Source organism: Caballeronia sp. LZ008, assembly GCF_031451435.1.
Taxonomy (GTDB): Bacteria; Pseudomonadota; Gammaproteobacteria; order Burkholderiales; family Burkholderiaceae; genus Caballeronia; species Caballeronia zhejiangensis.
The window spans coordinates 859,379-884,247 of the sequence record NZ_JARUXK010000003.1 but is presented as its reverse complement, the minus strand read 5'-3'; the positions used below and the strand labels follow the sequence as shown (position 1 = coordinate 884,247).

Here is a 24,869-nt window from a genome sequence, read left to right as displayed (position 1 = left end):
GAATCATCGCGCCGTTTTTAGCGGGATACCGTCCGGATGAGGATTCGCGTCGTTCATGTCTTCGGGGAGAAGATTGCCGTCCGCGAGCCGCCGGTCTGCTTCGGCGATCTCCGGATAGCGCTCCGGATAAAGATGCCGTTCGCTGACGGCCGCATCGAACGTGCGCGACCACTTCGCGATGACGACCGTCGCAAGGCTGTTGCCGATGGTGTTGCACGTCGCGATTGCCATCGACATGAAGCGATACACGCCAAAGATCAACGCGAGTCCTTCGACGGGAAGGATGCCCGTCGACGTGACGGTCGCTGCGAACACCACGAACGATCCGCCGGAAACCGTGGCTGCGCCTTTGGACGTCAGCAGCATCAGCAGCAGAATGCCGATCTGATGTTCCAGCGTGATCTGCACGCCATAAGCATGCGCGATGAACATGACGCCCATCGACATGAAGATCGACGTGCCATCGAGATTGAACGCATAGCCGGTGGGCAGCACGAGTCCGACCGTCTGCTTCGCGCAGCCGAGCCGTTCGAGCTTGATCAGAAGACGCGGCAGTGCGCTTTCCGACGAAGCAGTACTGAGCACGATGAAGATCTCGTCCTTGATGTAGCGCAGAAAGCGCCACAGGCTGAAGCCCGCGAGCTTCGCGATGATGCCCATGACGACGACGATGAAGAGTACGACCACCGCATAGAAACTCACGACGAGCTGCGCCAGCGCGATCAGCACTGCCGTGCCGTTGCTGCCCACCGAATACGCGACCGCGCCGAACGTGCCGAGCGGCGCGAGCTTCATCACGAGGTTGATGAACGAGAACAGCACTTCCGAAACGAGATCGAGCGTCGTGCAGTCGACGCAGCACATCGAAACCTCCGCGAAGCTCGCGAAGACGCTGCGCTGCGCACAAGGCACGCCGTGGCTGCGCATATCGAGCGTGCGTATCGACGGCGACAAGGACAGTCCGCCCGTTGGCTGGACCGATGTGTATATCGATCCGGAATACGAGGACGTCGCGCAAGCCGCGAAGGAGAACCCGGATACGCTCATCAGCGCGCTGATCGAAGCGCGTTACGGACGCTGCATCGACGAGATTCAGCAGGAGGTGCGTGCCATTGCCGTATCGGCGGAGATGGCGAGACGCCTGCGCGTCGAGGCGGGAACGGCGGCGCTGGAAATCGTGCGCCGCTATCTCGACGCGAGCGGCGCGACGTTCGAGATATCGGTGACGGTGCATCCCGCAGAGCGCTTTTCGGTGTCGATGCGTCTCAAGCGATCGCCGGGCTAAAATCGTCGCGGGCGTGCTATCGAAGTTATCCGGCGTGCGTTTTCGAATAACGCAGAAGGAGGACGCCATGGGCAGGAACAGGGCGGCTACGCAAGCCATGAGCTTTAAGCGGCGTGCGCGATAGCGGGCATCGGAAGCCGGCACAAACAGCACGCTCGTGTCGAGCTGCATCGAACCGAACGGACCGGGGCATTGATGCGCCCTGAGCGAAGCGAATCGATTCGTATGACGATGCGAGCTATAGAATAGGCGACCGGCGCCAGACGCTCACGAGCGCGCCCTGACTTCGATCCTCGCACCCTCATATGGATGTTCGCCAGCTTCGCTACTTCGTCAGCATCGTCGATTACGGCAGTCTCGGCAAAGCAGCGGAAAAGCTCTACGTGGCACAGCCTTCGCTCAGCCAGCAAATGGCGCGGCTCGAAGAGGAACTCGGCGTCACGCTCCTTCTGCGCAGCAATCATGGCGTCACCCCCACGGCCGAGGGCGACGCGCTCTATCGGCATGCACGCGTCGTGCTGCGGCAAATGGAGCAGCTCAAGCAGGAAGTGACGAAGGGCGCGGGCGCGGAATCCGGCACCGTGGCGGTCGGCCTGCCGACGACGATGGCATCCGTTCTCGCCGTGCCCCTGTTCGAGCGCATTCAGGACCGGTATCCCGGCATACGCCTGCAGTTCTTCGAAAGCATGAGCGGCTATCTGAACGAGTTGCTTGCCAATGGCCGGCTCGATCTCGCGATTCTGTTTCGTGAATCGGATACACCTGGCATCACCGCGTTGCCCGTGCTCGACGAAACGCTTTATCTTGCGGGCGAGCCGGGCGGCGGCATCTCGCCGCGCGCATCGACATGTCCGCTTGCGAAGCTCGCGGGCGTGAAACTCGTCGCGCCCGGCGCATCGAATGGCTTGCGCTTGCTGATCGAGCGCACGTTCGCGAGCGAGAAAGTCGAGCTGAACATCGTTGCGGATATCGACTCGTTGCCATCGCTTTTGCTTATCGCGCATTCGGGCAGAGCCTGCACGATTCTGCCTTCGTCCGCGATCGTGCAATGGAACGAGGCGTTGCTGCCGAAAATGCGCAGAATCGTCGATCCGATCATCAGGCGCCCGGCCAGCATTTGCTGGCCCAACGATGCGCCGATGAACTCAGCGACCGTCGCCGTGCGCGAGACGTTGATCGAGTTGATCGCCGAGCACATTGACCGCGATCGCTGGCAAGGCGTGACGATGCGACGAACCTAGATCGCCTTCGCCGCGCGCAAGCGTTCGATGGCTTCGCTATTCAGCCCCAGTTCGCGCAACACGGATTCCGTGTGCTCGCCGAGCGCGGGCACGGCGTCCATGCGCGGTTCATCGGCGCTGAAGCGTCCCGGCGGATAGAGCGCGGGAATCTTGCCGGCGGGCGTATCGACCTGTGTCCAACGATTGCGCGCTTCGAGCTGTTCATGCTTCCAGACATCGTGCATGTCGTTCATCCGCGCATTCGCGATGCCCGCTTCTTCAAGCCGTTCGATGACCTGTGCGGCCGTCAATGAGGCGAATGCATCGACGATGAGGCGCATCAACTCGTCGCGATGCTGCGCGCGAAGGCTGTTTGCACAGAAGCGCTCGTCGCGCTGAAGCTCGGGCATACGAAGAACGATTTCGCAAAACTTCTTCCACTCGCGCTCGTTTTGCAGGCCGAGCATGACGGTCTTGCCATCGCCTGCGGGGAAAGGGCCGTAAGGGAAGATCGTCGCGTGCGATGCGCCCGCCTTGCGCGGCGGCGTCTGACCGTCGATCGCGTAATAGAGCGGATAGCCCATCCATTCGACCATGCTTTCGAGCATCGAAATGTCGATGCTTTTGCCGCGCCCGGTGCGTCCGCGTTCGATGAGCGCCGCGAGTATGTTCGTGTAGCCATACATGCCGGCGGCGATATCTGCGATCGAGCAGCCTGCTTTCGCCGGTGCGCCTTCCGAACCCGTGATGCTCAGAAAACCCGCTTCGCTTTGAATCAGCAAGTCATACGCTTTCTTGTCGCGCATCGGGCCATCGGAACCATAGCCGGAGATATCGCACACGATGAGCCGCGGATAGCGCTCCTTCAACGCGTCGTAATCGAGGCCGAGCCGTTGCGTCGCGCCGGGCGCGAGATTCTGCACGAATACATCGGCATCGGCGAGCAGCTTGTGCACGACATCGAGTGCTCCAGGATGCTTGACGTCGAGCGTCACGCTTTCTTTCGAGCGGTTCGTCCACACGAAATGCGATGCGAGTCCCGACACACGTTCGTCATAGTTGCGAGCGAAATCACCTGTGCCTGGACGCTCGATCTTGATGACGCGCGCGCCGAGATCGGCGAGCTGACGCGTGCAGAAGGGCGCTGCAATTGCATGCTCGAACGTGACGACCTTGATGCCTTGCAGCGGGCGCATGACCGGCCTCCTTCAGAACGAACGCGGCAGGCCGAGGATATGCTCGGCGACGTAAGAGAGAATCAGGTTGGTCGAAATCGGCGCGACCTGATACAGACGCGTCTCGCGGAATTTGCGTTCGACATCGTATTCCGCCGCGAAGCCAAAGCCGCCGTGAAATTGCAGACAGGCGTTGGCCGCTTCCCACGATGCATCGGCGGCGAGCAGCTTCGCCATGTTCGCCTGCGCGCCGCAAGGCTTGTGCGCGTCGAAGCGTTCGCATGCCTTGAAGCGCATCAGGTTCGCGGCTTCGACATTGACGTACGCGCGCGCAATCGGAAACTGCACGCCCTGATTCTGCCCGATGGGACGCCCGAACACGATTCGATCGTTCACATACTGCGTGACCTTGTCGATGAACCAGTAGCCATCGCCGATGCATTCCGCCGCGATCAGCGTGCGTTCGGCGTTTAGGCCATCGAGTATGTACTTGAAACCCATGCCTTCTTCGCCGATGAGATTCTCGGCAGGAATCTCCAGATTGTCGAAGAAGAGCTCGTTGGTTTCGTGATTCACCATGTTGAGGATCGGCTGCACCGTGAGGCCATTGCCGATTGCTTCACGCAAATCGACGATGAAGATCGACATGCCTTCGCTCTTCTTCTTCACGTCCGCGATCGGCGTCGTGCGCGCGAGCAGAATCATCAGATCCGAATGCTGCACGCGCGAGATCCACACCTTCTGGCCGTTTATCGCATAACGATCGCCTTTTCTTTCCGCGGTCGTTTTGATCTTTGTCGTGTCGGTGCCGGTGGTCGGTTCGGTCACGCCCATCGATTGCAGACGTAACTCGCCCGATGCGATCTTCGGCAAGTAGCGTTTCTTCTGTTCCGTCGAACCGTGACGCAACAACGTGCCCATGTTGTACATCTGCCCATGACACGCGCCCGAATTGCCGCCCGAGCGATTGATCTCTTCCATGATGACGGACGCTTCGGTAAGCCCCAGACCCGAGCCGCCGTATTCCTGCGGAATCAATGCGGCGAGCCAGCCCGCTTTCGTGAGGGCATCGACGAATGCTTCGGGATAACCGCGTGCTTCGTCGATCTTGCGAAAGTATTCGCCGGTGAACTGGCCGCAGAGATCGCGCACGGCCTCACGAATGTCCTGATAAGCGTCGGATGTCGATTCGATCATGATGTGCCTGCGGATGTGTGGAGATCGTCAGCCGAGCGTGGCGCGCGCCGTCATGCCGAGCCAGCCTTCGTGATCCTTCGACCAGAGTTCGACAGTCCTGCCATCCGCCGATGGCTGCCCGCACAGATGCAGCGTATTGCCCGCGAAACACGGGCGCTGCGCCTTGAATGCGAAGTCGATGACGGTCGCGTCGGGCAACTCGCGGCGCAGCAGGTCCATCAATAGGGTGGCAATGAGCGGCCCATGCACGACAAGTCCCGGATAACCTTCGACTTGCGTCACATAAGGCTTGTCGTAGTGAATGCGATGCGCGTTGAAGGTGAGCGCCGAATAGCGCAGCAGCAATGTCTCGTCGGGAACGAGGTCGCGTTGCCATTGCGCATCGCGAGGCGCGGCGACCGGAGCGGGCGCGGGCGCACCGGGCGCTGCCGGCTCGCGATACACGATGTCGTGCTCTTCCTCGATCGCGGTGGCATCGCTGCGGTAAATGCGATGCCTGACTGTCACGAAGCCGAGCTTGCCGGTGCGTCCTTGCTTCTCGCTGACATTGAGAATCGTCGATTCGCGCGTAATGCGTTCACCGACGATCACCGGCGCGGGGAAGCGCAGGCGTCCGCCGGCCCACATGCGGCGCGGCAAACCGAGATCGGGCAGAAAGCCGCCTTTCTTCGGATGACCGTCTTCCGCGACGAGCGACTGTTTTGCAATGGGCCGGAAGAAGATCCAGTGCCACAACGGCGGAAGGGCATCGCCTTCATGCGGGGCGGCATCGTGATCGAGTGTGGCCGCGAGGGCCGCGACGGATGTGGGCGCAACGATATCGACGGCGCGCTCTGTTTTCATTGTGTCGTCTCCATTGCCGGGCGGGGCCGGTGAATTACGACTTTAGAGAAATATCGCGCGGGGCGGAAATATCGCTTTCATGTGCCGGGCATAGGTTCAACCTATGACGTGGTGTCATCAATCTCATGACGCGCGGGCCATTTTTCTTCGCGACGCAGCGCCATAACATTCGATCCGTCGAAGTCAAACGCATCACGAGAAAGGAGCCGGATCATGTATGTCGTCACGGGAATCACAGGACAAGTCGGCGGTGCGCTCGCAAACGCGCTGCTGAAAGCGGGCAAGCCCGTACGCGCCGTCGTGCGCGATGAGAGGAAGGGCGCGCTTTGGTCGGCGCGCGGCTGCGAACTCGCACACGCCACGATGACCGATGCCGATGCGCTCGCTCGCGCCTTCGAAGGCGCGCAAGCCGTATTCGTTCTGCCGCCGCCGGAATTCGATCCCGCGCCGGGTTTTCCGGAAGCGCGCGAAGTCATCGATGCGATCGTCGCGGCCATCGCGCGTGCCAGGCCGCGCCGGATCGTGTGCCTGTCGACGATCGGCGCGCAGGCCGCTCAAATCAATCTTCTGACGCAGCGCACGCTGCTCGAAGAAGCGCTTCGCAAGCAGCCTGTTCCCGTCACGTTTCTGCGGCCGGGCTGGTTCATGGAGAACTGCGCATGGGATGTCGATTCGGCGCGCAACGAAGGCATCGTGCATTCGTTTCTGCAGCCGCTCGATCGCGCGATTCCGATGACCGCCACCGACGACATCGGCGAACTCGCCGCGAAGCTCATGCAGGAAACATGGACGGGCATGCGCGTCGTCGAACTGGAAGGACCGCAACGCACAAGCCCGAACGATATCGCGGCTGCGTTTTCATCCGTGCTCGGCAAGCCGGTGCGCGCGCAGGCAGTGCAACGCGAGACGTGGGAAGGACTGTTCGCGAGTCAAGGCATGAAGCATCCGATGCCGCGCATTCAGATGCTCGATGGCTTCAACGACGGATGGATCGACTTCGAAGGGCGTAGCGAAGATATCGTCAAAGGCAAGACGCCCATCGTCGATGTGATCCGCAAGCTCGTCGGACGTCAATCGTGAACGCCCTCGGCCCGCGACGCGCACATCCGCCACGATGACGCCGGCTTCGGCGCATCGACGGTATCACGCCACCAGCGCTCGCCGCGATGCGGCGCTTCGAGATCGAGCCGCTCGCCCATGCGCGGTGTCGCCACCGCGACGCCTCGCGCGAGCGCCAGGCCCGTCACGCGCTCGAAAGGTTCTTGCCACGGATGCATCGCGAGATCGAACGTGCCGTTGTGAATCGGCACGAGCCAGCGTCCGCGCAAGTCGATGTGCGCCTGCACCGTCTCCTCGGGCTGCATGTGCACGTACGGCCATTGCGGATCGTATGCGCCGGTCTCGATCAGCGTGACGTCGAACGGGCCGAGGCGCTCGCCGATGGTCCCGAAGCCGTCGAAATAGCCGGTGTCGCCGCTGAAGAACACGCGCACGTCATCGTCGACGATGACCCACGACGCCCACAGCGTGCTGTTGCCATCGAAGAGACTGCGGCCGGAGAAGTGCTGCGCGGGCGTGGCGGTGAACGTCAGGCCGTCGATCTGCGCGCTTTGCCACCAGTCGAGCTGACGCACTTTTGCGGCATCGATGCCCCATTCGATCAAACGATCGCCGACGCCCAGCGGCGTGAGAAAGATCGCTGTCGTCGAGGCAAGCGCAAGCACGGTTTCGCGATCGAGATGATCGTAGTGATCGTGCGACAGGACCACGCCGCGCAACGGCGGCAGATCGCCAAGCGCGATGGGCGGCGCGTGAAAGCGCTTCGGCCCGACGTTCTTGAACGGCGACGCGCGCTCGCCGAACACCGGGTCCGTCAGCCAGTATTCGCCGCGCAGCTTGAAGAGCATCGTCGAATGGCCGAGGCGGAAAAGGCTGCGGTCGGGCGCGGCATCCAGATCGGCGCGGGTGAGGGTATCGACGGTCGGCGCTTGCGTCGGCACTGTGTTGCGCGGTTTGTGGAGCAGCATGTTCCACATGATGCGCAGCGTCTTGCCGAAGCCTTCGACAGGACGCGGCTTCACATTGCGAAAGCGCTCGCCGTCATGTTGCGGCGATGCGCTCGACAACGCGCGTCCGCGCTTTGCTGCGGCGAAACCCAGGGCACGGCTGATGCGATCGGCGAACGAAGTCATGAACGTGAAGGGACGTGAGCCCGAAGCGGAAAGTAGACTGCACAGTGTAGTTTAATTTTGAGAGAAAAGTAAACCGATCGGTGTAAAATGTGGGGATGGATTCAAGCGACATCAACGACATTCCCCAGCGTCTGACTGACCGGAAGCGCGCCGCGATCGTGAACGCGGCCGTTGCGGAGTTCATCGCCGCGGGCTACGACGCCACCAGCATGGACCGCATCGCCGCGCGCGCGGGCGTTTCCAAACGCACGGTCTATAACCACTTCGAGAGCAAGGAGGCGCTGTTCGCCGCGATCCTGCATCGGCTATGGGATACGAGCGAGACCGGCGATGCGGTGGCTTATAGCGCGAGCGAACCGTTGCGCGCGCAATTGCTCGCGATGCTCACGCGCAAGCTGCGCCTCATGAACGATGAGGCCTTTCTGTCGCTCGCACGCGTGGCGATCGCGGCGGGCATTCACTCGCCCGAGCGCGCGCGGGATATGGTGGCGCGCATCGGCGAACGCGAGGAAGACGTGACGGCCTGGATTCGCAAAGCCGCCGCCGATGGCCGGCTCGCAGTCACCGACCCTGTTTTCGCAGGGCAGCAACTGCATGGCATCGTCAAGGGTTTCGCGTTCTGGCCGCAAGTGACGATGGGCCAGCCGCCGTTATCGAAGAGCGAGCAAAAGAAAGTGGCCGAAGCCGCCGCCGACATGTTTCTCGCACGCTACGAACGCGCTGCGCCCAAACACGGGTGACGCAGCATCCGCGAAGAAGCCGAACGTTCATGCGCGAACTCGAATAAGCAGATTTCGCCGCGATTAAGGTATAGGGTCTAAAAGTGCGCGGATTCTTGCGCACGGCGTTCACCTGGCGGTTTTTATCGTCGGGCAGCGGTAAGCCTTCGTCGAAGGAGAAAGTCATGAAGACCGTCCTCGTTACGACCACGCTCGTGGCCGCGTTTTCCCTCGTCACCCTCACTCAGGCGCAAGAGCCGAGCGATACCCTGCAGTCCATCCCCGCACCCGTTCAGCAGAACGCGCAGGGCGCCGCGTCGTCCGGCGACACGGCCTATGGCGGCGTGGCACCGGGGCAGAGCAGGAGCGGGAGAACAGCGAACTGGACCGGCGGCACGCAGAGCAATTGCAGTCCGCGACCGTTCTGCAACGTCTATTCGGGCGGACAGTAAGCGCGACGCTGAGAGGGCGGTTTTTTCGGACCGATGCTCGCCCGAAAAAGCCGCCCGCAACGAGGCCGTCACCGGAGGCTGTTAAAATCGCGATACGTTTTCTACGGGCACGATGTGATGGGCTTCGAACAACTCGCCGGACTGAAAGAGCAACTCGCAAAACAGGCTGCTGCCAGCAACGCAGCGAAGAAGAAGGCGCCGCGCGTGCGGCGTCCCGCGCCGGCGGGCGCGAAGGCGGCGGCTCCGTCCAAACCCGCGGCGGCCGCGTCCAGGCCTGCCGCGGCGCCATCGAAGCCGGTTGATCCTGTCGTGCATACCATCGGTAAGCTGCAGAAGCGTTTTCCGCTCGCATTTCCGAAGAATCCCGCGCCTAAGGTTCCGCTGAAGGTCGGCATTTTCGAAGATCTGATGAAACACGCGGAAGAACTCGGACTCAACGAGAAAGAACTGCGTGCGGCGATCAAGGTCTGGTGCCGCGGCAACCGTTACTGGACCGCGCTCGTGCAAGGTGCGCCGCGAGTCGATCTGACTGGCGCGCAAGCGGGCGAAGTATCGTCGGCGGATGCGGAACGCGCCGTTTATCTGGAAACGAATCGACTGGCGCGCTCGGCGTCGGCGTCGGCGTCGGCTTCGGCCACCGCTTCCGCTCCGAAAGCCGCAGAGTCCGCGGAATCCGCCAAGTAACGCGAGACGCGACACCGCGCGCAGTTCGCATCGCGCGCGGGTTTCCCTTTTCCTTTCGCGCTAGTCCAAAAGTTCGTTATAGCGTGGCCCGAATGCTTCGCTATCCGAATCATAAAGGGCGAAAAAAACGCGACGCCTTTCAGCGTCGCGTTTCTTCGAATCAACCTTCGATCAGAACCGGTGACGCAGACCGACGCGCGTCACGAACTGCGTGTTCGCGCCCGCACTGCCGATGAACGACGCCGACGAGCCGATCTCCGCTTGCACCGGCATGCCGCTGTTGCTGCCCGACGCCTTCTGATACGCGCCGCTCGCATAAACATCGGTGCGCTTCGACAGCGCGTAGTCGACCACGGCGTTGATCTGATGCCACTTGCCTTCGAGGTTGCCGCCGAGATCGGAGAACGTGTAGCCGAGGCCCGCGTTCAGCGCTGGCGTGAACGCGTACTTGCCGCCGATTTCATAGTTGTTCAGGTTCGACGATGCAGCCGTGATCGGCTCGAAGCGCGTATGCGTCCAATTCGCCCAGATCGTCGCGGCGGCGATCGTGTAACGCGCGCCGATACCGTACGTTTCCAGATCGCGCAGCCCTTGCGTGTTCACGTTCGCGATGCTCACGCTGAACGCCGGCGTCGCCCCATTCGGATAGCGGATGTTGGTGTACGCCGCGCCGATGCCGAACGGGCCTTGCGCATAGTTCAAACCGAAGCTGTACGCGCTGGAGGCGCCTTGCACGGCAGACGTGCCCGTTCCCGTCGTGGGCGAACCCGCGAAGTTCGTCGAGTTCGAGAAGCCATACATCGCGCCGAACGTCACGCCGTGGAAATTGGCGCTGCTGAACTTGACCGCGTTGTTGATGCGGCTCGACGTCAGCTGATCCAGATCGTTGATGTGATACGCGTAATTTCCGGCGGCCGTCTGGCTGCCCATCGTGTAGTTGCTGCCGAGATAGTCGGTCGAGAACGAGTATTGACGGCCGAAGGTCAGCGAGCCGAAATCGGTCTTCGCCAGACCGACATACGCCTGACGGCCGAACAACGCGCCGCCCTGCCCGAGCGTGCCGTCGCCGCTGTTGAAGCCGCTTTCGAGCACGAAGATCGCCTTGAGACCGCCGCCCAGATCTTCCGTGCCGCGCAGGCCCCAGCGGCTACCCGACGCGACGCCGTCGCCGTACTTCACGAGGCTGTCGTGGCCGCTCGCGGTCGCGACTTTATTCGCATAGGTGATGCCCGCATCGATGATCCCGTATAGCGTGACGCTGCTTTGCGCGTGTGCCGCGATGCCGAACATGCCGAGAACGGCCGCCGCTACGATGTGCTTCTTCATTCTTCTTTCTTCCTTGGTGTTGTCCGCGTGAAGCGGATGCCGCTCGACGCGGCCCGGTTCAGGAATCGCCGCCACGCATTCGTTGAGCGCGAGCGCGGCCATCCCGGCTTCGCGAAGGAATTTCGCAAAGGTCGAGTGCTTCGTGATGGGTAGGGCACTTCGTCAGACGAAACGAGCGATGTCCCGTTGCAAGAACGCAGGCAAGTCGCGTTGCCTCGGCACCTTCGGCCGGCGACTGACGCTATAGCCGGTGGAATATAGCGCGTCGTCAGGTATCGGTAAATTCCGCGAAGCGCCTTGTAGCGTTTCTTCCACAGCAGCGTCACGAGCGGCACCCGATTCCATGCACCGTCTGCAACTAACGGTCCATCCCGCCGCACCACGGCCTGCGAACAGGCGCGCGCATTGCAACGCAGGGCAGGCGATCATGCAAGCAACGCGGGTGTGTCTTTAGATCGAACTCAAAAAACAAGGGAGACGGTATGACCGAGCAAAAACACCATGACGCCTGCCGAGCGGGCGTCGCGTTCATCGACGCGCAATTGACCGCGCTCCATGCCTACGCAAGCCTGCTGTCCGACTGGATCGAGCGCGGCGCGCCGCCGCCGGACTTCGCGAAGGCGCAGCCCCTACTTGCGCGCAAGCGCTCGCATCCGGAAGCGCACGCGCACAGCGAGGACGGCACGCCCACCAAAAGCCCGCCGCCGGAAGACGCGCGGTCGTGGCCATCGTTCGATACGGCCGATGCGCGCATCGCGTTCGCGCTGACCGTGCCTTGCTCGAATGCGATCCTCGCGGTCGCCGAATACTTCGATATCCATCGCTTGTCGGCGTCGCGCGCGCCCGAAGTGCAGTTCCTGATGCGTCTGCGCGATGCGGCCGTGAACGGCAATACGTTCAGCCTCGCCGGCGACGACTACATGCCGCACGCTGCTTACGCCGGCTTGATCGTCGATCACTCGCTCGACGGAACGTTGCTCTTCAGCGATGGTGTGAAGCCGGGTTTCATCGAATTCGGCGATACGGTCGGCCTATTGCGCTATCTGACGAAGCTGTTGAGGAGCATGCAAACCGCGATCAGCGCGGGCGATGCGGGATGAAGTATCCACGAACATGATCGGGCGCGAAGTTTGCGCGTATGACGGCGACACCAACCGGTCATACGAACATGGACGAATCGCTGAAACGCCTGCGGGAAAGAATCGCGAAGCAGATCGCCGAGCGCGAGGCCACGCTCGTCTCGATGCGTGAAAGCGCGACGCTCGCGCGCACGAATCACGATCGTGAACGCATTCTTCTGACGCTTGCCGTGCTCGACGAAGAGCTCGCCGGATGGAAGAAGATCGCGGCGCGTGTCGAGCAGGCGGTTCTGTTCGAGCCGCGGAATCATCGCGCCATTCGCATGCCGGCAATGCGATAAGTCACTGCCGTTCGACGAGGAGCCCGCAAGCACGCGCGTTGAAATTGCTTCAACATGTAGCGAGATCCGCTTACATGGAGAACCGCAATGACAGCTTCGAAAGGCAGCCACGATACGCCCGTCTGGTTCATCACCGGATGTTCGACCGGCTTCGGCCGCGAACTCGCTTCCGCCGTGATCGACAAGGGCTGGCGCGCTGTCGTGGCCGCGCGTAATCCGGATAGCGTCGGCGATCTCGTCGAGCGTGGCGAAGGACGAGCGATCGCCGTGCGTCTCGACGTCACGCGTGCCGATGAAATCAAGTCCGCAATCGCCGATGCCTACGCCGCCTTCGATCATATCGACGTGCTCGTGAACAACGCGGGCTTCGGCTATCTCTCGGCTGTCGAAGAGGGCGAGGAAGACGAAGTGCGCGCGATGTTCGAAGCGAACTTCTTCGGCGCGGCCGCGATGATCCGAGCCGTATTGCCGCGTATGCGCGAGCGCCGCTCGGGACATGTCGTCAATATCACATCCGTGGGCGGGCTGGTCGGCAATCCGGGCAGCGGGTATTACGCCGCGACGAAGTTCGCGCTCGAAGGTCTCGGCGAAGCGCTCGCACGCGAAACGGAAGGGCTCGGCATCAAGGTGACGGCGGTCGAGCCCGGCCCGTTTCGCACGGACTGGGCGGGCCGCTCGCTGAAGCAGACGCGCAATCCGATCGACGATTACGCGCAGACTTCGGGCACGCGACGCGCGGCGATCGCGGAGCGAAGCGGCAAGCAGCCGGGCGATCCGGCGCGCGCGGCGCAGGTCATCATCGAAGCGGTCACGTCGCCGGAGCCGCCGGGACATCTCGTGCTCGGCGGCCCCGGACTCGAACTCGTGCGCAACAAGCTCGCGAAGCTCAACGCCGATATCGACGCATGGCAGGCGCGCAGCCAGTGGGCCGATAACCCGGTGCAGTGATCATGAAGCGGCTCGCCGCGCAGGAACAGCGCATCCTCTCGCTCGTCGCCGACGATGCCGCTCTTCTGCACGTTGCAACGCCGCGCGTGCGCTTCGTGAATACGTCGAACGGACCGTGCTACGAAGCCTTGTTCAATCGCATCGAACTTGATCGCGCCACGCTCGCGTTGCCGGAGCCGTTGCTTCGTATCGTCGTGGCGCACGAAGTCGGGCACGCGACGCAACGCAAGACGATGCTGCTCGATTTCGCATGGACCGTGCTTTCAGTGATGATGCTGTTATCGGTACCGTGCATCGTCTTCGCGATTTCATCGGAAGATGATCTCTGGCGCATAACCTTTCCCGGTATCGGCTTCGCGTTCACTTTGTTCGTCTGTCTGAAGATTTGGAGCGTGCGTGCCGCAAAACGCGCCGCCGCCTTCGAACTCGATGCGGATGCGAAAGCCGCCGCGCTTTGCGGCCCTGAATCGGCCCTGACTGCGCTCGAAGCAATGGCGGCGCGCGGACATGTCGATGCAGCGCGCCTCGATGCGATGCGTGCGCGCCTCGTATCGACGTCGCAATAGTTGCCGCGCGTAATGCCTCGATGGGTAGCGTCGGGCTGGCGCTCGCGAAGCATCTCGTCGAATTGCATGGCGGCGCGATTTCCGTCGAAAGCGAAGGTCCGGGATCATCTCGTGAAGCCGGTCGATGGCGATGTGCTGGAACGCGTGCTGAATCTCGTGGCGCAACGAATCGAAGCGGCCTGACAAGACGCGTCATCCAACGAAAAGGCACGGGCGTCCTTAACGGACGCCCGTGCCTTTATGAGCCGTGCCGTCTTATTGCGTCTGCGAAGCGGGCGGTGTCGCCGACTTCTTGTGATGATGCTTCTGGCCTTTCTTTTTATAGGCGGGCCGCGGCTTGTTGTCGGGATACTCCGCGGCCGCGAACGACAGCGTCGGCGCGGCAAACGCCGCCAGCACCAGAAGCACGAGAGATTTCTTCAAGGACGTTTTCATCGGGGACTCGCTTGGAGGAGATGGCCTTAGAAAGATGAATCGACATGCGCTTGAGAGACGCGCGGCATCGCCCGGTTCCTCGTCGTGTCGACGCCGCTGAGGCAACAGTATATTGCACAAAAAAAGGCAATTCATCAGTGGGCGGGCATAAGGCGTTGAAGCAGCGGGATTTTTGTCGATTCGCACTGCTTTCATAAACGCCGATCCGCTGCCTGCCGTCCGCGACAAATGTCATCAACTGCATCTACTATCGTGCCTGTTCTCAACTCAGGGACGATCCAGTGAAAGAAGACGACATCCGCAGGAATGCGTTCGCCATGCCTGTGCTCAATCCCGCTTATCCGCGTCCACCGTTCCGCTTTCTCAATCGCGAGTACTTCATCATTTCCTACGAGACCGATCCCGACGCGCTGCGCGCCGTGGTTCCGGAGCCGCTCGAAGTGGATAACGGTCTCGTACATTACGAATTCATTCGCATGCCGGATTCATCCGGTTTCGGCGATTACACCGAAAGCGGCCAGGTGATTTCCGTCATCGATCCGGATGGCAAGAAGGGCAGCTATACGCATGCGATGTATCTCGACGACGAAGGTCCGATCGCGGGCGGCCGCGAAATCTGGGGCTTTCCGAAGAAGCTCGCGTCGCCGCGTCTTGGCGTCGATGGCAAGGACACGCTGCTCGGCACGCTCGACTACGGCACGCAACGCATCGCGACGGGCACGATGGGCTACAAGTATCGTCCGCTCGATCTCGAAGCCGAACGCAGGAAGCTCGCGGATACGCCGAACTATCTGCTGAAAGTGCTGCCGCATGTCGACGGGACTGCGCGCGTGTGCGAACTCGTGCGCTTCTTTCTGCGCGACGTGAGCGTGATCGGTGCATGGGAAGGTCCGGCCGCGCTCGAACTGCACGCTCATGCGCTCGCGCCGGTCGCTGATTTGCCGGTGCGCAAGGTCCTCGGCGCGCGGCATGTCATCGCGAATCTCACGCTCGATATCGGCGAAGTCGCATACGACTATCTCGCGCCGCCCGATGAACTCAAGCTCGCGGTCAACCAATAACAACGGCAAAGGAGTATTCACATGGCACTGCAAGGAAAAGTCGCGCTCGTGACGGGCGCTGCGAGCGGCATCGGCGAACAGACGGCGCGCAAGCTCGCGACCGATGGCGCGGCGGTCGTCATCGCCGATCTGAATCTCGCGAATGCGCAGAAAGTTGCGGACAGCATCGTCGAAGCGGGCGGCAAGGCGATCGCCGTGTCGATGGACGTGACGAGCGAAGATGCCGTGAACGCGGGCATCGAAGAAACGGTGGCGAAGCTCGGCGGTATCGACGTGCTGGTATCGAACGCGGGCATTCAGATCGTCGCGCCGATCGAAGAGTATGCATACGCCGACTGGAAGAAGATGCTCGCGATCCATCTCGACGGCGCGTTCCTCACGACGAAGGCCGCGATCAAACATATGTACGCGTCGGGCAAGGGCGGCTCGATCATCTACATGGGATCGGTGCATTCGCATGAAGCGTCCAAGCTGAAGTCGGCCTATGTGACGGCCAAGCATGGCTTGCTCGGGCTCGCGCGCGTCGTCGCGAAGGAAGGCGGTCCGCGCGGCGTGCGCGCGAATGTCGTGTGTCCCGGTTTCGTGCGCACGCCGCTCGTCGAAAAGCAGATTCCCGAGCAGGCGAAGGCGCTCGGCATTTCGGAAGAAGAAGTCGTGAAGAACGTGATGTTGAAGGAAACGGTCGATGGTGAATTCACCACGGTCGCCGATGTCGCGAACACCGTCGCGTTCCTCGCGGGCTTCGAATCGAATGCGCTGACCGGGCAATCTGTCGTCGTGAGTCACGGCTGGTTCATGCAATAACGACAAGGAGAATCCATGCGCCGCAGTCAACGCAACACACTCACGCAGGCGAATCACGTCGCGCTGCCCGACTACGATGACGTTTGCCTCGTGCTGCAAGGCGGCGGCGCGCTGGGTTCGTATCAGGCCGGCGTGTTCGAAGGGCTCGCCGAAGTGGGCGTGGATCCGACATGGACCTCGGGCATTTCGATCGGCGCGTTGAATACCGCGATCATCGCGGGCAACGCGCCCGAGAATCGCGTGGCCGCGCTGCGCGGGTTCTGGAACACGATCTGCCAGCCCGCGGATCTCGTCGGGCATGTGGGCGCGTTCATGCCCGCCGCGTTCGGCTTCGCGAATATCGGCCGCAAGTTTTCGAGCATGTGGGCCGCGGCGCGCGCGCTCACCGAAGGGCAGAAGGGCTTCTTCTCGCCGCGCGTTCATTTGCCTTTGACGCATGCGAAGAGCAGGCGCCCAAGCGACGTGAGCTTTTACGATACGTCCGCGTTGCGCGCGACGCTGCTGCAGTTCGCCGATTTCGACCGCATCAACGATGGCGCGATGCGTGTATCGGTGGGCGCGGTGAACGTACGCACGGGCAATCTCGTCTACTTCGACAACACGAAGATGCGGCTCGAGCCCGAGCACTTCATGGCATCGGGTGCGTTGCCGCCGGGCTTTCCGGCTGTGGAGATCGACGGCGAGTTCTACTGGGACGGCGGGCTCGTATCGAATACGCCGTTGACGGAGATCATCCGCGAAAGTCAGCACAAGGACACGCTCGTGTTTCAGGTGGACCTGTGGAGCGCGCGCGGCACGTTGCCCGGCGATTTTCTCGATGTCAGCGAGCGCACGAAAGACATTCAGTATTCGAGCAGAACGCGCGCCATCACCGATTTCGTTTCGCATAACCAGAAGCATGCGCGGCTCATCAAGGAGCTGCTGGAGCATGTTCCGGAAAAGACGCGCCGCTCGCATCCGCTGCTGCGCGAGGCGCAGAAGGTCGCGGATGGCGGCGCGGTGAACGTCGTGCATCTCATCTACAAGAACAAGTTTTTCGAAGGGCACTACAAGGATTACGAGTTCAGCAACGATACGATGGACGAGCACTGGGCGAGCGGTCTGGAAGACATTCGCCGTTCGTTCGGACATCCGGACTGGTTCGAGGTGCCGAGTCACGATCTCGGCTTCGTGACGCATGACGTGCATCGTTACGAACCCGCGCCGCAGGCGACCGCTGACATGCCGAAGGCGGCGGCGAACAAACTGGATGACGTGGTCGAAGGCGTTTGAAGCGTTGCGGCGTTTGAATTACTCTGGTTAGCCTCGTCACAACGCCTGCGAGGCAAGCCATGCCCGACTGGAAACCCGCGACTTACGCGTCCGTCAGTCCCTATCTCGTCTGCGCAAACGCGCCGGCGATCATCGCATTCCTCGAACGTGTCTTCGATGCACAACTGCTGCGCCGCTTCGATCGTCCAGATGGCACGCTGATGCACGCCGAATTGCGTATCGACGATAGCGTCGTGATGATCGGCGGCGGCGCGACCGATCAGCAATCGCAGGGTCCGCACATCCACGTCTACGTGCGCGATGCGCAAGCCGTCTACGATCGCGCGCTCCGGCACGGCGCGCAAAGCGTGCAGGCGCCCGCGCGCAAACGCGACGACGACGACTTTCGCGGCGGCTTTCGCGATGCCGCCGGAACGACGTGGTGGGTCGCGACGCAATGACGGGTCAGCGCTTTTTTCGCTTCGCGCGCGCGGCCGGCGCACCGAGACTTTCGCGCAACGCATCGGTCAGCGTCTTGAGAAACTGATCGACGGCAGGCGGCAGACGCCGCTCGCGCATCACCGTGACCTGCAGCAGGCGCTCGTTGAGCAAAGGCTCGTCGATGGGCGTCGCGACGAGCGTCGGCGGGCCCGGATCGCCTTCGAGCGCGACCGCGCTGCCGAGCGTGATCGCGCCGGTGAGCGCGGCGAAATGATGCATCGCGCTCGAGTTGTTGCTCGTCAGAACCGGCTCGAGATGCACGCCGCGCGCCGAGCAGCACCAGTCGATCAGCTGGCGCACCGTCGTGCCGCGATCGAGCACGGCGGTCGGGTACTGAAGCACGTCATCGAGCGTGATGCTCGCCTTGCCCGCCAGCGGATGCGTCGGTGGCAGCAGCGCGCAGACCGGCGCCTTCACGCTGTATTCGACGCTCAGCGCGGTAGATGTCGATGTCGAGAACGCAAGGCCTACATCGACTTCGCCGCTCGCCACCCAATGCTCGACCTGTCCCGGCGTACCCGAACGCATCACGAAACGCGTGCCCGGATGCGCGCGATAGTGCGACGCCATCACGCTCGGCAAAAAGCAGCGCGTGAAACCCTCCGTGCAGCCGATACGCACGATCCCGAGCCCGAGCGCATGCATCTCCGATATCTCCGCGAGCACCGCGTCGCCGTCCATGAGCGCGCGGCGCGCGTGCTGCACGAGCAACTCGCCCGCTTCCGTCAGGATCATGCCGCGCGGCATGCGCTCGAATAGCGGCGTGCCCGCCTGTTCCTCCAGCTTCGCGATCTGCCGGCTGATCGCCGACACCGCGACGTGAAGCTGTTCCGATGCCGCCGCCAGCGAACCCGAGCGCGCGACTTCTACGAAGTATTTGAGAGCGATGCCATGCAGCACGATGCCTTCCTGAGCGTTGCCTTTTTGGCAATGCTAGTCGCAAATTTTGAAATTGTCGCGAATTTTTGGCGTTTCTAGACTGGCCGGAATGAGTAGCCACAATTGCCCGGAGACGTCGTGAAAGAACATCAAGAAAGTCGTGAAGCCGCCATCGCCATCGCTTGCAAGATGTTCGATTCGGGCGCGTTCTTCGCGGATCTGCAGCGCCGCGTCGCGTTTCGCACCGAGAGCCAGAACGGGCGGAATCCCGCGCTGAATGCCTATCTCACCGATGAGATCAGCGACACGCTCGCGCGCGTCGGTTTTACGGCGCGCGTCGTCGAGAATCCGGTCGCGGGCGGCCCGCCGTTTTTGATCGCCGAACGCCACGAATCCGACGACTTGCCGACGGTGCTGACCTACGGTCATGGCGACGTCGTGCGCGGCTACGACGAGCAATGGCGCGCGGGCCTGAAGCCGTGGGACATCGTCGTCGACGAAGACCGCTGGTACGGCCGCGGCACCGCCGACAACAAAGGCCAGCATTCGGTCAATTTCGCGGCGCTCGCCGCGGTGTTGCAGGCGCGCGCAGGCAGGCTCGGCTACAACGTCAAGGTGATCTTCGAAACGGGCGAGGAGGTCGGCTCGCCGGGTCTCGATGAAGTCTGCGCCGCGCACAAGAATGCGCTCGCGGCGGATGTATTCATCGCGTCGGACGGGCCGCGCGTATCCGCCGAACGTCCGACGCTCTTTCTCGGCTCGCGCGGCGGCGTGCCGTTCGAACTGACGGTGAACCTCCGCGAAGGCGGACATCACTCCGGCAACTGGGGCGGCGTGCTGCGCAATCCGGCCGTCGTGCTGTCGCATGCGATCGCGAGTCTCGTCGACCGCAACGGCAGCATCGTCGTCGAAGGATTGCGGCCGCCGCCGATTTCCGATGCGGTGCGCGAAGCCCTCGCCGATATCGAACTGGGCCGCGACGAAAGCTCACCCGAGATCGATCCCACGTGGGGCGAGCCGGGCCTGACGCCGACCGAACGCGTGATCGGCTGGAACGCGCTCGAAGTGCTCGCGATGAAATCCGGCAACGCCGATGCACCCGTCAACGCGATTCCGCCGCTCGCGAAAGCGGTGTGCCAGTTGCGCTTCGTCGTCGGAACGGATTGGGAGAACCTGCAGACGCATCTCGAACGTCACTTCGCGCAGCACGGCTTCATCGAAGTGACCGTCAAGGCGACGCGCGGCACGCCCGCGACGCGCCTCGATCTCGACGATCCGTGGGTTCACTGGGCACTCGATTCGATGCGCGCGACGACCGGCAAGAAGCCCGCGCTGTTGCCGAACCTGGGCGGCACGGTGCCCAACGATGTCTTCGCGAAGACACTCGGCCTGCCGACGCTCTGGGTGCCGCATTCGTATCCCGCGTGCAACCAGCACGCGCCGAACGAACACGTGCTCGGCTCCGTCATGCGCGAATCGCTCGGCGTGATGGCGGGCCTCTGGTGGGACCTCGGCGAGATGGGCGCGGCGATCGTCGCCACGCGCGACGCGCATTGATCGAACGCCACTCATGACACGCTGACATCATGAACAAAAAGCCCCTGAGCCTGACGCAAATCGTGCTCGCGACTTCGGTCGGCAACGCGCTCGAATGGTTCGATATCGCGATCTATGCGTTTTTCGCGGTGTATATCGCGAAGAACTTCTTCCCGGCCGCGAACGAGACGGCGTCGATGCTGCTCACGTTCGGCTCGTTCGGCGCGTCGTATCTGGTGCGGCCGATAGGCGGCATGGTGCTCGGCGCATACGCCGACAAGCGCGGGCGCAAGGCTGCGTTGATGATGTCGGTGGGGCTGATGATGATCGGCACGGCGATCATCGCGGTGATTCCGCCGTATGCGTCGATCGGATTGATCGCGCCCGCGGGCGTGTTCATCGCGCGCCTGATCCAGGGCTTTTCGGCGGGCGGCGAGTTCGGGCCGTCGACGGCCATGCTGATCGAGCACGCGCCGGATCGGCGTGGCCTGCTCGCGAGCTGGCAATTCGCGACGCAGGGGCTCGCGACCTTGCTCGCGTCGATTTTCGGCTTCGCGCTCGCCAAGCTGATGCCCGCCGCCGAGCTTGCCGCATGGGGCTGGCGCATTCCGTTCTTCTTCGGCTTGCTGATCGGACCGGCGGGTCTTTTCCTGCGCCGCTATCTCGAAGACGCGGCCGATTACACCGAAGCCGAGCACACGTCGACGCCCGTGCGCGATGTATTCACGCAGCAAAAGGCGCTGCTGCTCATCTCGATCGGCGCGCTGACGGTATCGACGGCGGTGAACTATCTGCTGCAATACGTGCCGACGTTCGCGATCCGCGAACTGCATCTCGATGCATCGACGGGTTTCGCCGCGAGCACCGTCGCGGGCCTGATGCTGACGCTGGTGACGCCTTTCGCGGGGCATCTCTCGGACAGGATCGGCCGCGTGAAGCAGATGTCGACGGCGGCGCTCCTGCTCTTCGTGACGGGCTATCCGGCGTTCGCGTATGTCGTTTCGCATGTGTCGGTGGCGTCGCTGTTCGCGCTCGTCGCGTGGCTCGCGCTGCTCAAGGCGATCTATTTCGGCGCGCTGCCGGCGTTGATGTCGGAGATCTTTCCCGTGTCGACGCGCGCGACGGGCATGTCGATCGGCTACAACATCGGCGTGACGGTGTTCGGCGGCTTCACGCCCGCGATCATCATCTGGCTTCTGAGCGCGACGGGCAGCAAGGCCGCGCCGAGCTTCTACATGATGTTCACGGCGGTGATCAGTCTCGCGGCGCTCGCGGCGGTGAGCCGCGGCAAGGTGCAGATGCGAGCGGCGAGCGCGGCCGCCTGAGTCCGCTTCTCTTTTTGATACGAACGCGCCGATTGCCGATGACATCGACAATCGGCGTTTCGCTTTGTATCGCACTGTATCCGCACCGAATCCCGACACACGGCGTTTCATAATCCGCTTTTCGCGAAACAAGCCAGATACGTCCGCGAGTTCAAATACCTCCAAGCCGAACGATTCGCAACACACGGCGAATCGCCAAGACGGCCTTCCATCAAAATTCACTGGAGGTAAATCATGAAAGTCATCCAATCGCTGATCGTCGCCGCTGCCGTCGCGCTTCCGGTTCTTTCGTTCGCTCAGTCGAATCAGCCGATCACCCGCGCCGAAGTGCGTGCGCAACTCGTCGAGCTGGAAAAGGCGGGCTACGACCCGGCAAGCGATCAGACGCAATATCCGCAAAACATCCAGGCCGCGCAAGCGCGCGTGGACGCCGCGAAGGGCCTGACGGCATACGGCGCGCCGGCGAACGGCAACGTCGCGTCGGGCACGCGTTCGGCGGATACGGATGTCATCGGACTCGGCCCGGTTTTCGCGAAGCCGTAATCGCACGGATTTAACGAATTAGAAAGCCCGGACGAAATTGCTCGTCCGGGCTCGACGCGTTTCTGTCAATAACGTATTACGCCACGGTTTCAAGGTCCCGCAGACGATACACTCTCGCTACAAAATCCTATTTTCGACGGCATGCGACGTGCTTCGATTGGTCGAGCGCGGAAAATGGGTATCATCCATCTCCGCCCCGCGCGGATTTAGCCGAACGTAACAATGTATCGCAGTGTTTTGAGTGCGACGCCACTGATTTTCGAGGCGCTTATGCCCACAGACGTAGACAACATCACCGACGAGCAAATCGCGTCGATCGCCGATCGACTGACCGAAGAAGGTCGCAAGGTTTCTCCCTTGACGGTTTGGGCGGAGGCCGGAAACGGCTCCGTCGTCGCCATCGCGGCCGGCCTGCAGCGCTGGCGCGAGGCGCGGTCCCCGGACATGCCGCAGCAGCAGGCACCGACCGGACTGCCCGACGACCTTGCCGAGACGCTCGTGAATGTCGCGCGGCGGCTTTGGACCGTCTCGCGCGACGAAACCGAGCGGATGTCCGGACAGCGGCTGTCCGCCGTGAGCCAGCGGCTCTCGACCGCGCTTGCGGAGCGCGACGAGGCGCTCGCCGAATTCCAGAAGACCGGCGACGAGGCCGCGAAGAACCGCCAGCAAATGATGGAAATGCTGAGCGCATTGCGGGCGTCCGAGGAATCGGTCGTGCGACTGCGCGAAGAGGCCGATGCAGCCACGATACGCGCGCAGACCGCAGAGACGCGCATCGAGGAAGCGGCGCAGCGCGCGTCGGCGGAGCGGGCCCAATTGGAAACCGTGAACGCATCGCTCGAAGAAGAGCGGCGCGCGAAAGAAGCGCTGAACGCGGCGCTGGCGGCCAAGGACGAGGACATCGCACGCATCGCGCAAGAGCGCGATCAGGCACGCGAGCAGCAGGCGAATCTGCATGCGTCGCTTGCGGGCAAGGACGAGGAGCTTGCGCGCATCGTTGACGAGCGCAATCAGGCACGGCAGCAGCACGAGCAATTGCGCGCGTCGCTTGCGAGCAAGGATGAAGAACTCGCGCGTATCGCGGAAGAGCGCGATCAGGCGCGTCAGCAGCACGAGCAGTTGAGCGCGTCGCTCGCGGGCAAGGATGAAGAACTCGCGCGTATCGCGGAAGAGCGCGATCAGGCGCGTCAGCAGCACGAGCAGTTGAGCGCGTCGCTTGCGGCCAAGGATGAAGAACTCGCGCGCATCGCCGAGGAGCGCGATCAGGCGCGTCAGCAGCATGAAGCGCTTGGCCTCGTATCGCAGGAAAAATCGGCGGAAGCCGAGCGCCTGTTGCAGGACCTCAACGCGGCGTATACGCGCGCGCAGGCCGCCGAAGCGCAGGCGAGCGAAAACCTCGTCCGCATCGCCGCGCTGGAAGCGGAATTGAACGACGCGCGCAGCGCACTGGCAGCGGAGCGCGAAAGCGCGGCTGCGCGCGGCGCGGAAGTTTCGGCGCAGCGGGAACATGCCGAGCGCATCGGCGCCGAGCTGGACGAAGCCCGCAAGCAGGTCAGCGCGCTGATGGAAGAAAAGGCCGAGCAGGGCGCGGAACTCGCGCGCGTATCGAACGATGTCAACGCGTTGCGCGAACGCGCCGAAGCCGCCGAGAGAAACGCGACCGATCTCGCGAAGCGTCTCGTCGAAAAGGAGCAGGGCGACGAGTCCGAGCTGGCATCGCTGCAGCGTCAGGTGGCGGCGCAGGCGAAGGCGCATTCGAAGGCCTACGACGACCTTCGCGCCAATGCCGAGCAGTGGGTCACGTACGCGAAGGACCTGCGCCAGCGCCTCGACGTGGCGAACGAGAAGATCCTTTTCATCGATGCCCGCAGCACCGGCGAGGTCGCGCTGATGCGGCGGCTCGCGGTCGAACTGGAGCGCCTGAAGCCCGATCACGAGCTCGTGTTCCGCGAGGCGCAGCAGAAGCTGATCGGCGACAAGATGGCGCAACAGCTCGCGCAGAAGGGCTATCGCTACGATCCGGCCACGGCGGTGATGTCGAAGATCGAAACGTGACATCGGCGTGACGATGCATACGCGGACCCTCACCGTCACCGTCGATCGCGACTGGCGCGAGCTTTACGACGCGATCTGGCGTCCGGAAGTCTTCCCGACGTGGGCGTCCGGACTGGCGCAGTCGACGCTCGAAGACATGGGCGATCACTGGCGCGCACGCGGTCCGGCAGGCGAAGTGACGATCCGCTTCACCGAGCACAACGCGTTCGGAATCATGGATCATCGCGTCGGTCTGCCGGATGGCGGCGAGGTCTACGTTCCGTTGCGCGTGTATCAGAACGGCGCGGGCGCCGATATCGCGCTCACGCTGTTCCGCCAGCCCGGCATGTCCGATGACACATTCGCCGCCGACGCCGACTGGGTCCGCCGCGATCTCGCTGCGCTTGCGGCCCGTTACGGCAAGCGCTGATTCTCGCGTATCCCTTCCAGTCAACGCCGGCAAGCTATCATGT

Annotated in this window: 26 protein-coding genes and 1 pseudogene; 19 read left to right on the top strand and 8 right to left on the bottom strand. The window is 62.7% G+C overall.

Annotation, left to right across the window (positions count from 1 at the left end; genetic code table 11):
- Positions 1–3 precede the first annotated feature (3 nt).
- A pseudogene (locus QCE49_RS23045) lies at positions 4–840 on the bottom strand (cation:dicarboxylate symporter family transporter); the annotation flags it as partial.
- Positions 841–844: 4 nt separating this feature from the next.
- Here QCE49_RS23045 and QCE49_RS23040 point away from each other — a divergent pair.
- Positions 845–1,285, top strand: coding sequence for a UTRA domain-containing protein (locus QCE49_RS23040; protein WP_250459894.1), 441 nt, complete (start codon positions 845–847; stop codon positions 1,283–1,285).
- A gap of 305 nt (positions 1,286–1,590) precedes the next feature.
- The gene (locus tag QCE49_RS23035) at positions 1,591–2,526 is read left to right on the top strand and encodes a LysR substrate-binding domain-containing protein (RefSeq protein ID WP_008348449.1); all 936 of its coding nucleotides are present in this window, start codon (positions 1,591–1,593) and stop codon (positions 2,524–2,526) included.
- Here the strand turns inward: QCE49_RS23035 and QCE49_RS23030 are convergent.
- The 3 genes from QCE49_RS23030 to QCE49_RS23020 are packed head-to-tail and all read right to left on the bottom strand — an operon-like array spanning position 2,523 to position 5,720.
- Entirely contained in the window at positions 2,523–3,701 is a 1,179-nt protein-coding gene (locus QCE49_RS23030) for a CaiB/BaiF CoA-transferase family protein (RefSeq protein ID WP_250459897.1), read from the bottom strand. The two genes, QCE49_RS23035 and QCE49_RS23030, sit on opposite strands and share 4 nt — an antisense overlap.
- Before the next feature lie 12 nt (positions 3,702–3,713).
- A complete protein-coding gene (locus QCE49_RS23025) occupies positions 3,714–4,877 on the bottom strand; it encodes an acyl-CoA dehydrogenase family protein (protein ID WP_250441058.1) in 1,164 nt (387 codons plus the stop codon).
- A gap of 27 nt (positions 4,878–4,904) precedes the next feature.
- On the bottom strand, positions 4,905–5,720 hold the full coding sequence (locus QCE49_RS23020; protein WP_250459899.1) for a MaoC family dehydratase N-terminal domain-containing protein: 816 nt from the start codon (positions 5,718–5,720) through the stop codon (positions 4,905–4,907).
- Between the two features lie 213 nt (positions 5,721–5,933).
- On the opposite strand from QCE49_RS23020, the gene QCE49_RS23015 reads away from it, so the two are divergent.
- On the top strand, positions 5,934–6,800 hold the full coding sequence (locus QCE49_RS23015; protein ID WP_250459901.1) for an NmrA family NAD(P)-binding protein: 867 nt from the start codon (positions 5,934–5,936) through the stop codon (positions 6,798–6,800).
- Here QCE49_RS23015 and QCE49_RS23010 read toward each other — a convergent pair.
- Positions 6,791–7,912 carry an MBL fold metallo-hydrolase gene (locus QCE49_RS23010; RefSeq protein WP_250459904.1) on the bottom strand — a complete coding sequence of 374 codons (1,122 nt, stop codon included), beginning with the start codon at positions 7,910–7,912 and terminating at the stop codon, positions 6,791–6,793. The two genes, QCE49_RS23015 and QCE49_RS23010, sit on opposite strands and share 10 nt — an antisense overlap.
- 95 nt (positions 7,913–8,007) lie before the next feature.
- On the opposite strand from QCE49_RS23010, the gene QCE49_RS23005 reads away from it, so the two are divergent.
- From QCE49_RS23005 to QCE49_RS22995, 3 genes are all read left to right on the top strand, one after another.
- Positions 8,008–8,652 carry a TetR/AcrR family transcriptional regulator gene (locus tag QCE49_RS23005; RefSeq protein WP_008348435.1) on the top strand — a complete coding sequence of 215 codons (645 nt, stop codon included), beginning with the start codon at positions 8,008–8,010 and terminating at the stop codon, positions 8,650–8,652.
- Between the two features lie 164 nt (positions 8,653–8,816).
- The gene (locus tag QCE49_RS23000) at positions 8,817–9,083 is read left to right on the top strand and encodes a hypothetical protein (RefSeq protein WP_250436735.1); all 267 of its coding nucleotides are present in this window, start codon (positions 8,817–8,819) and stop codon (positions 9,081–9,083) included.
- Positions 9,084–9,200: 117 nt separating this feature from the next.
- Entirely contained in the window at positions 9,201–9,767 is a 567-nt protein-coding gene (locus tag QCE49_RS22995; protein ID WP_250459906.1) for a ProQ/FinO family protein, read from the top strand.
- 171 nt (positions 9,768–9,938) lie between these two features.
- Here the strand turns inward: QCE49_RS22995 and QCE49_RS22990 are convergent, their stop codons facing one another.
- Positions 9,939–11,093, bottom strand: coding sequence for a porin (locus QCE49_RS22990; protein ID WP_250459926.1), 1,155 nt, complete (start codon positions 11,091–11,093; stop codon positions 9,939–9,941).
- Between the two features lie 482 nt (positions 11,094–11,575).
- On the opposite strand from QCE49_RS22990, the gene QCE49_RS22985 reads away from it, so the two are divergent.
- The 4 genes from QCE49_RS22985 (at position 11,576) to QCE49_RS22970 (ending at position 14,027) form a co-directional block, all read left to right on the top strand.
- A complete protein-coding gene (locus QCE49_RS22985) occupies positions 11,576–12,193 on the top strand; it encodes a hypothetical protein (protein ID WP_250436732.1) in 618 nt (205 codons plus the stop codon).
- Between the two features lie 38 nt (positions 12,194–12,231).
- Positions 12,232–12,513, top strand: coding sequence for a hypothetical protein (locus tag QCE49_RS22980; protein ID WP_235366229.1), 282 nt, complete (start codon positions 12,232–12,234; stop codon positions 12,511–12,513).
- A gap of 87 nt (positions 12,514–12,600) precedes the next feature.
- Positions 12,601–13,461 (top strand): oxidoreductase, encoded by an 861-nt coding sequence (locus QCE49_RS22975; RefSeq protein ID WP_250459908.1) that lies wholly within the window; start codon positions 12,601–12,603, stop codon positions 13,459–13,461.
- Between the two features lie 2 nt (positions 13,462–13,463).
- Positions 13,464–14,027, top strand: coding sequence for a M48 family metalloprotease (locus QCE49_RS22970; RefSeq protein ID WP_250459910.1), 564 nt, complete (start codon positions 13,464–13,466; stop codon positions 14,025–14,027).
- Positions 14,028–14,282: 255 nt separating this feature from the next.
- On the opposite strand, the gene QCE49_RS22965 is transcribed toward QCE49_RS22970, so the two are convergent.
- Complete coding sequence (locus tag QCE49_RS22965) at positions 14,283–14,462, bottom strand: hypothetical protein (RefSeq protein ID WP_033536228.1); 180 nt, start codon at positions 14,460–14,462, stop codon at positions 14,283–14,285.
- Between the two features lie 281 nt (positions 14,463–14,743).
- On the opposite strand from QCE49_RS22965, the gene QCE49_RS22960 reads away from it, so the two are divergent.
- Genes QCE49_RS22960 through QCE49_RS22945 form a run of 4 tightly spaced genes read left to right on the top strand, consistent with a single transcriptional unit; the run spans position 14,744 to position 18,039 of the window.
- A complete protein-coding gene (locus QCE49_RS22960) occupies positions 14,744–15,523 on the top strand; it encodes an acetoacetate decarboxylase (protein ID WP_250481966.1) in 780 nt (259 codons plus the stop codon).
- 21 nt (positions 15,524–15,544) lie between these two features.
- Positions 15,545–16,327, top strand: coding sequence for a 3-hydroxybutyrate dehydrogenase (locus tag QCE49_RS22955; protein WP_175981140.1), 783 nt, complete (start codon positions 15,545–15,547; stop codon positions 16,325–16,327).
- A gap of 15 nt (positions 16,328–16,342) precedes the next feature.
- Positions 16,343–17,599: a patatin-like phospholipase family protein gene (locus QCE49_RS22950; RefSeq protein WP_250459914.1), complete on the top strand. Its 1,257-nt coding sequence runs from the start codon at positions 16,343–16,345 to the stop codon at positions 17,597–17,599.
- A 59-nt stretch (positions 17,600–17,658) separates the two neighbouring features.
- Complete coding sequence (locus QCE49_RS22945) at positions 17,659–18,039, top strand: VOC family protein (protein WP_250459916.1); 381 nt, start codon at positions 17,659–17,661, stop codon at positions 18,037–18,039.
- A gap of 4 nt (positions 18,040–18,043) precedes the next feature.
- On the opposite strand, the gene QCE49_RS22940 is transcribed toward QCE49_RS22945, so the two are convergent.
- Positions 18,044–18,979: a LysR family transcriptional regulator gene (locus QCE49_RS22940; protein WP_034473156.1), complete on the bottom strand. Its 936-nt coding sequence runs from the start codon at positions 18,977–18,979 to the stop codon at positions 18,044–18,046.
- A gap of 168 nt (positions 18,980–19,147) precedes the next feature.
- Between QCE49_RS22940 and QCE49_RS22935 the strand changes: the two genes are divergently transcribed.
- The 5 genes from QCE49_RS22935 (at position 19,148) to QCE49_RS22915 (ending at position 24,826) form a co-directional block, all read left to right on the top strand.
- Positions 19,148–20,515, top strand: coding sequence for a M20 family metallopeptidase (locus QCE49_RS22935; RefSeq protein WP_284508323.1), 1,368 nt, complete (start codon positions 19,148–19,150; stop codon positions 20,513–20,515).
- 26 nt (positions 20,516–20,541) lie between these two features.
- The gene (locus QCE49_RS22930; RefSeq protein WP_033536226.1) at positions 20,542–21,819 is read left to right on the top strand and encodes an MFS transporter; all 1,278 of its coding nucleotides are present in this window, start codon (positions 20,542–20,544) and stop codon (positions 21,817–21,819) included.
- Positions 21,820–22,053: 234 nt separating this feature from the next.
- Positions 22,054–22,362, top strand: a complete 309-nt coding sequence (locus tag QCE49_RS22925; RefSeq protein WP_008348405.1) for a DUF4148 domain-containing protein — start codon at positions 22,054–22,056, stop codon at positions 22,360–22,362.
- A gap of 270 nt (positions 22,363–22,632) precedes the next feature.
- The gene (locus QCE49_RS22920; protein ID WP_250459921.1) at positions 22,633–24,417 is read left to right on the top strand and encodes a DNA-binding protein; all 1,785 of its coding nucleotides are present in this window, start codon (positions 22,633–22,635) and stop codon (positions 24,415–24,417) included.
- Between the two features lie 13 nt (positions 24,418–24,430).
- Positions 24,431–24,826: a polyketide cyclase gene (locus QCE49_RS22915; RefSeq protein WP_008348401.1), complete on the top strand. Its 396-nt coding sequence runs from the start codon at positions 24,431–24,433 to the stop codon at positions 24,824–24,826.
- Positions 24,827–24,869 lie beyond the last annotated feature (43 nt).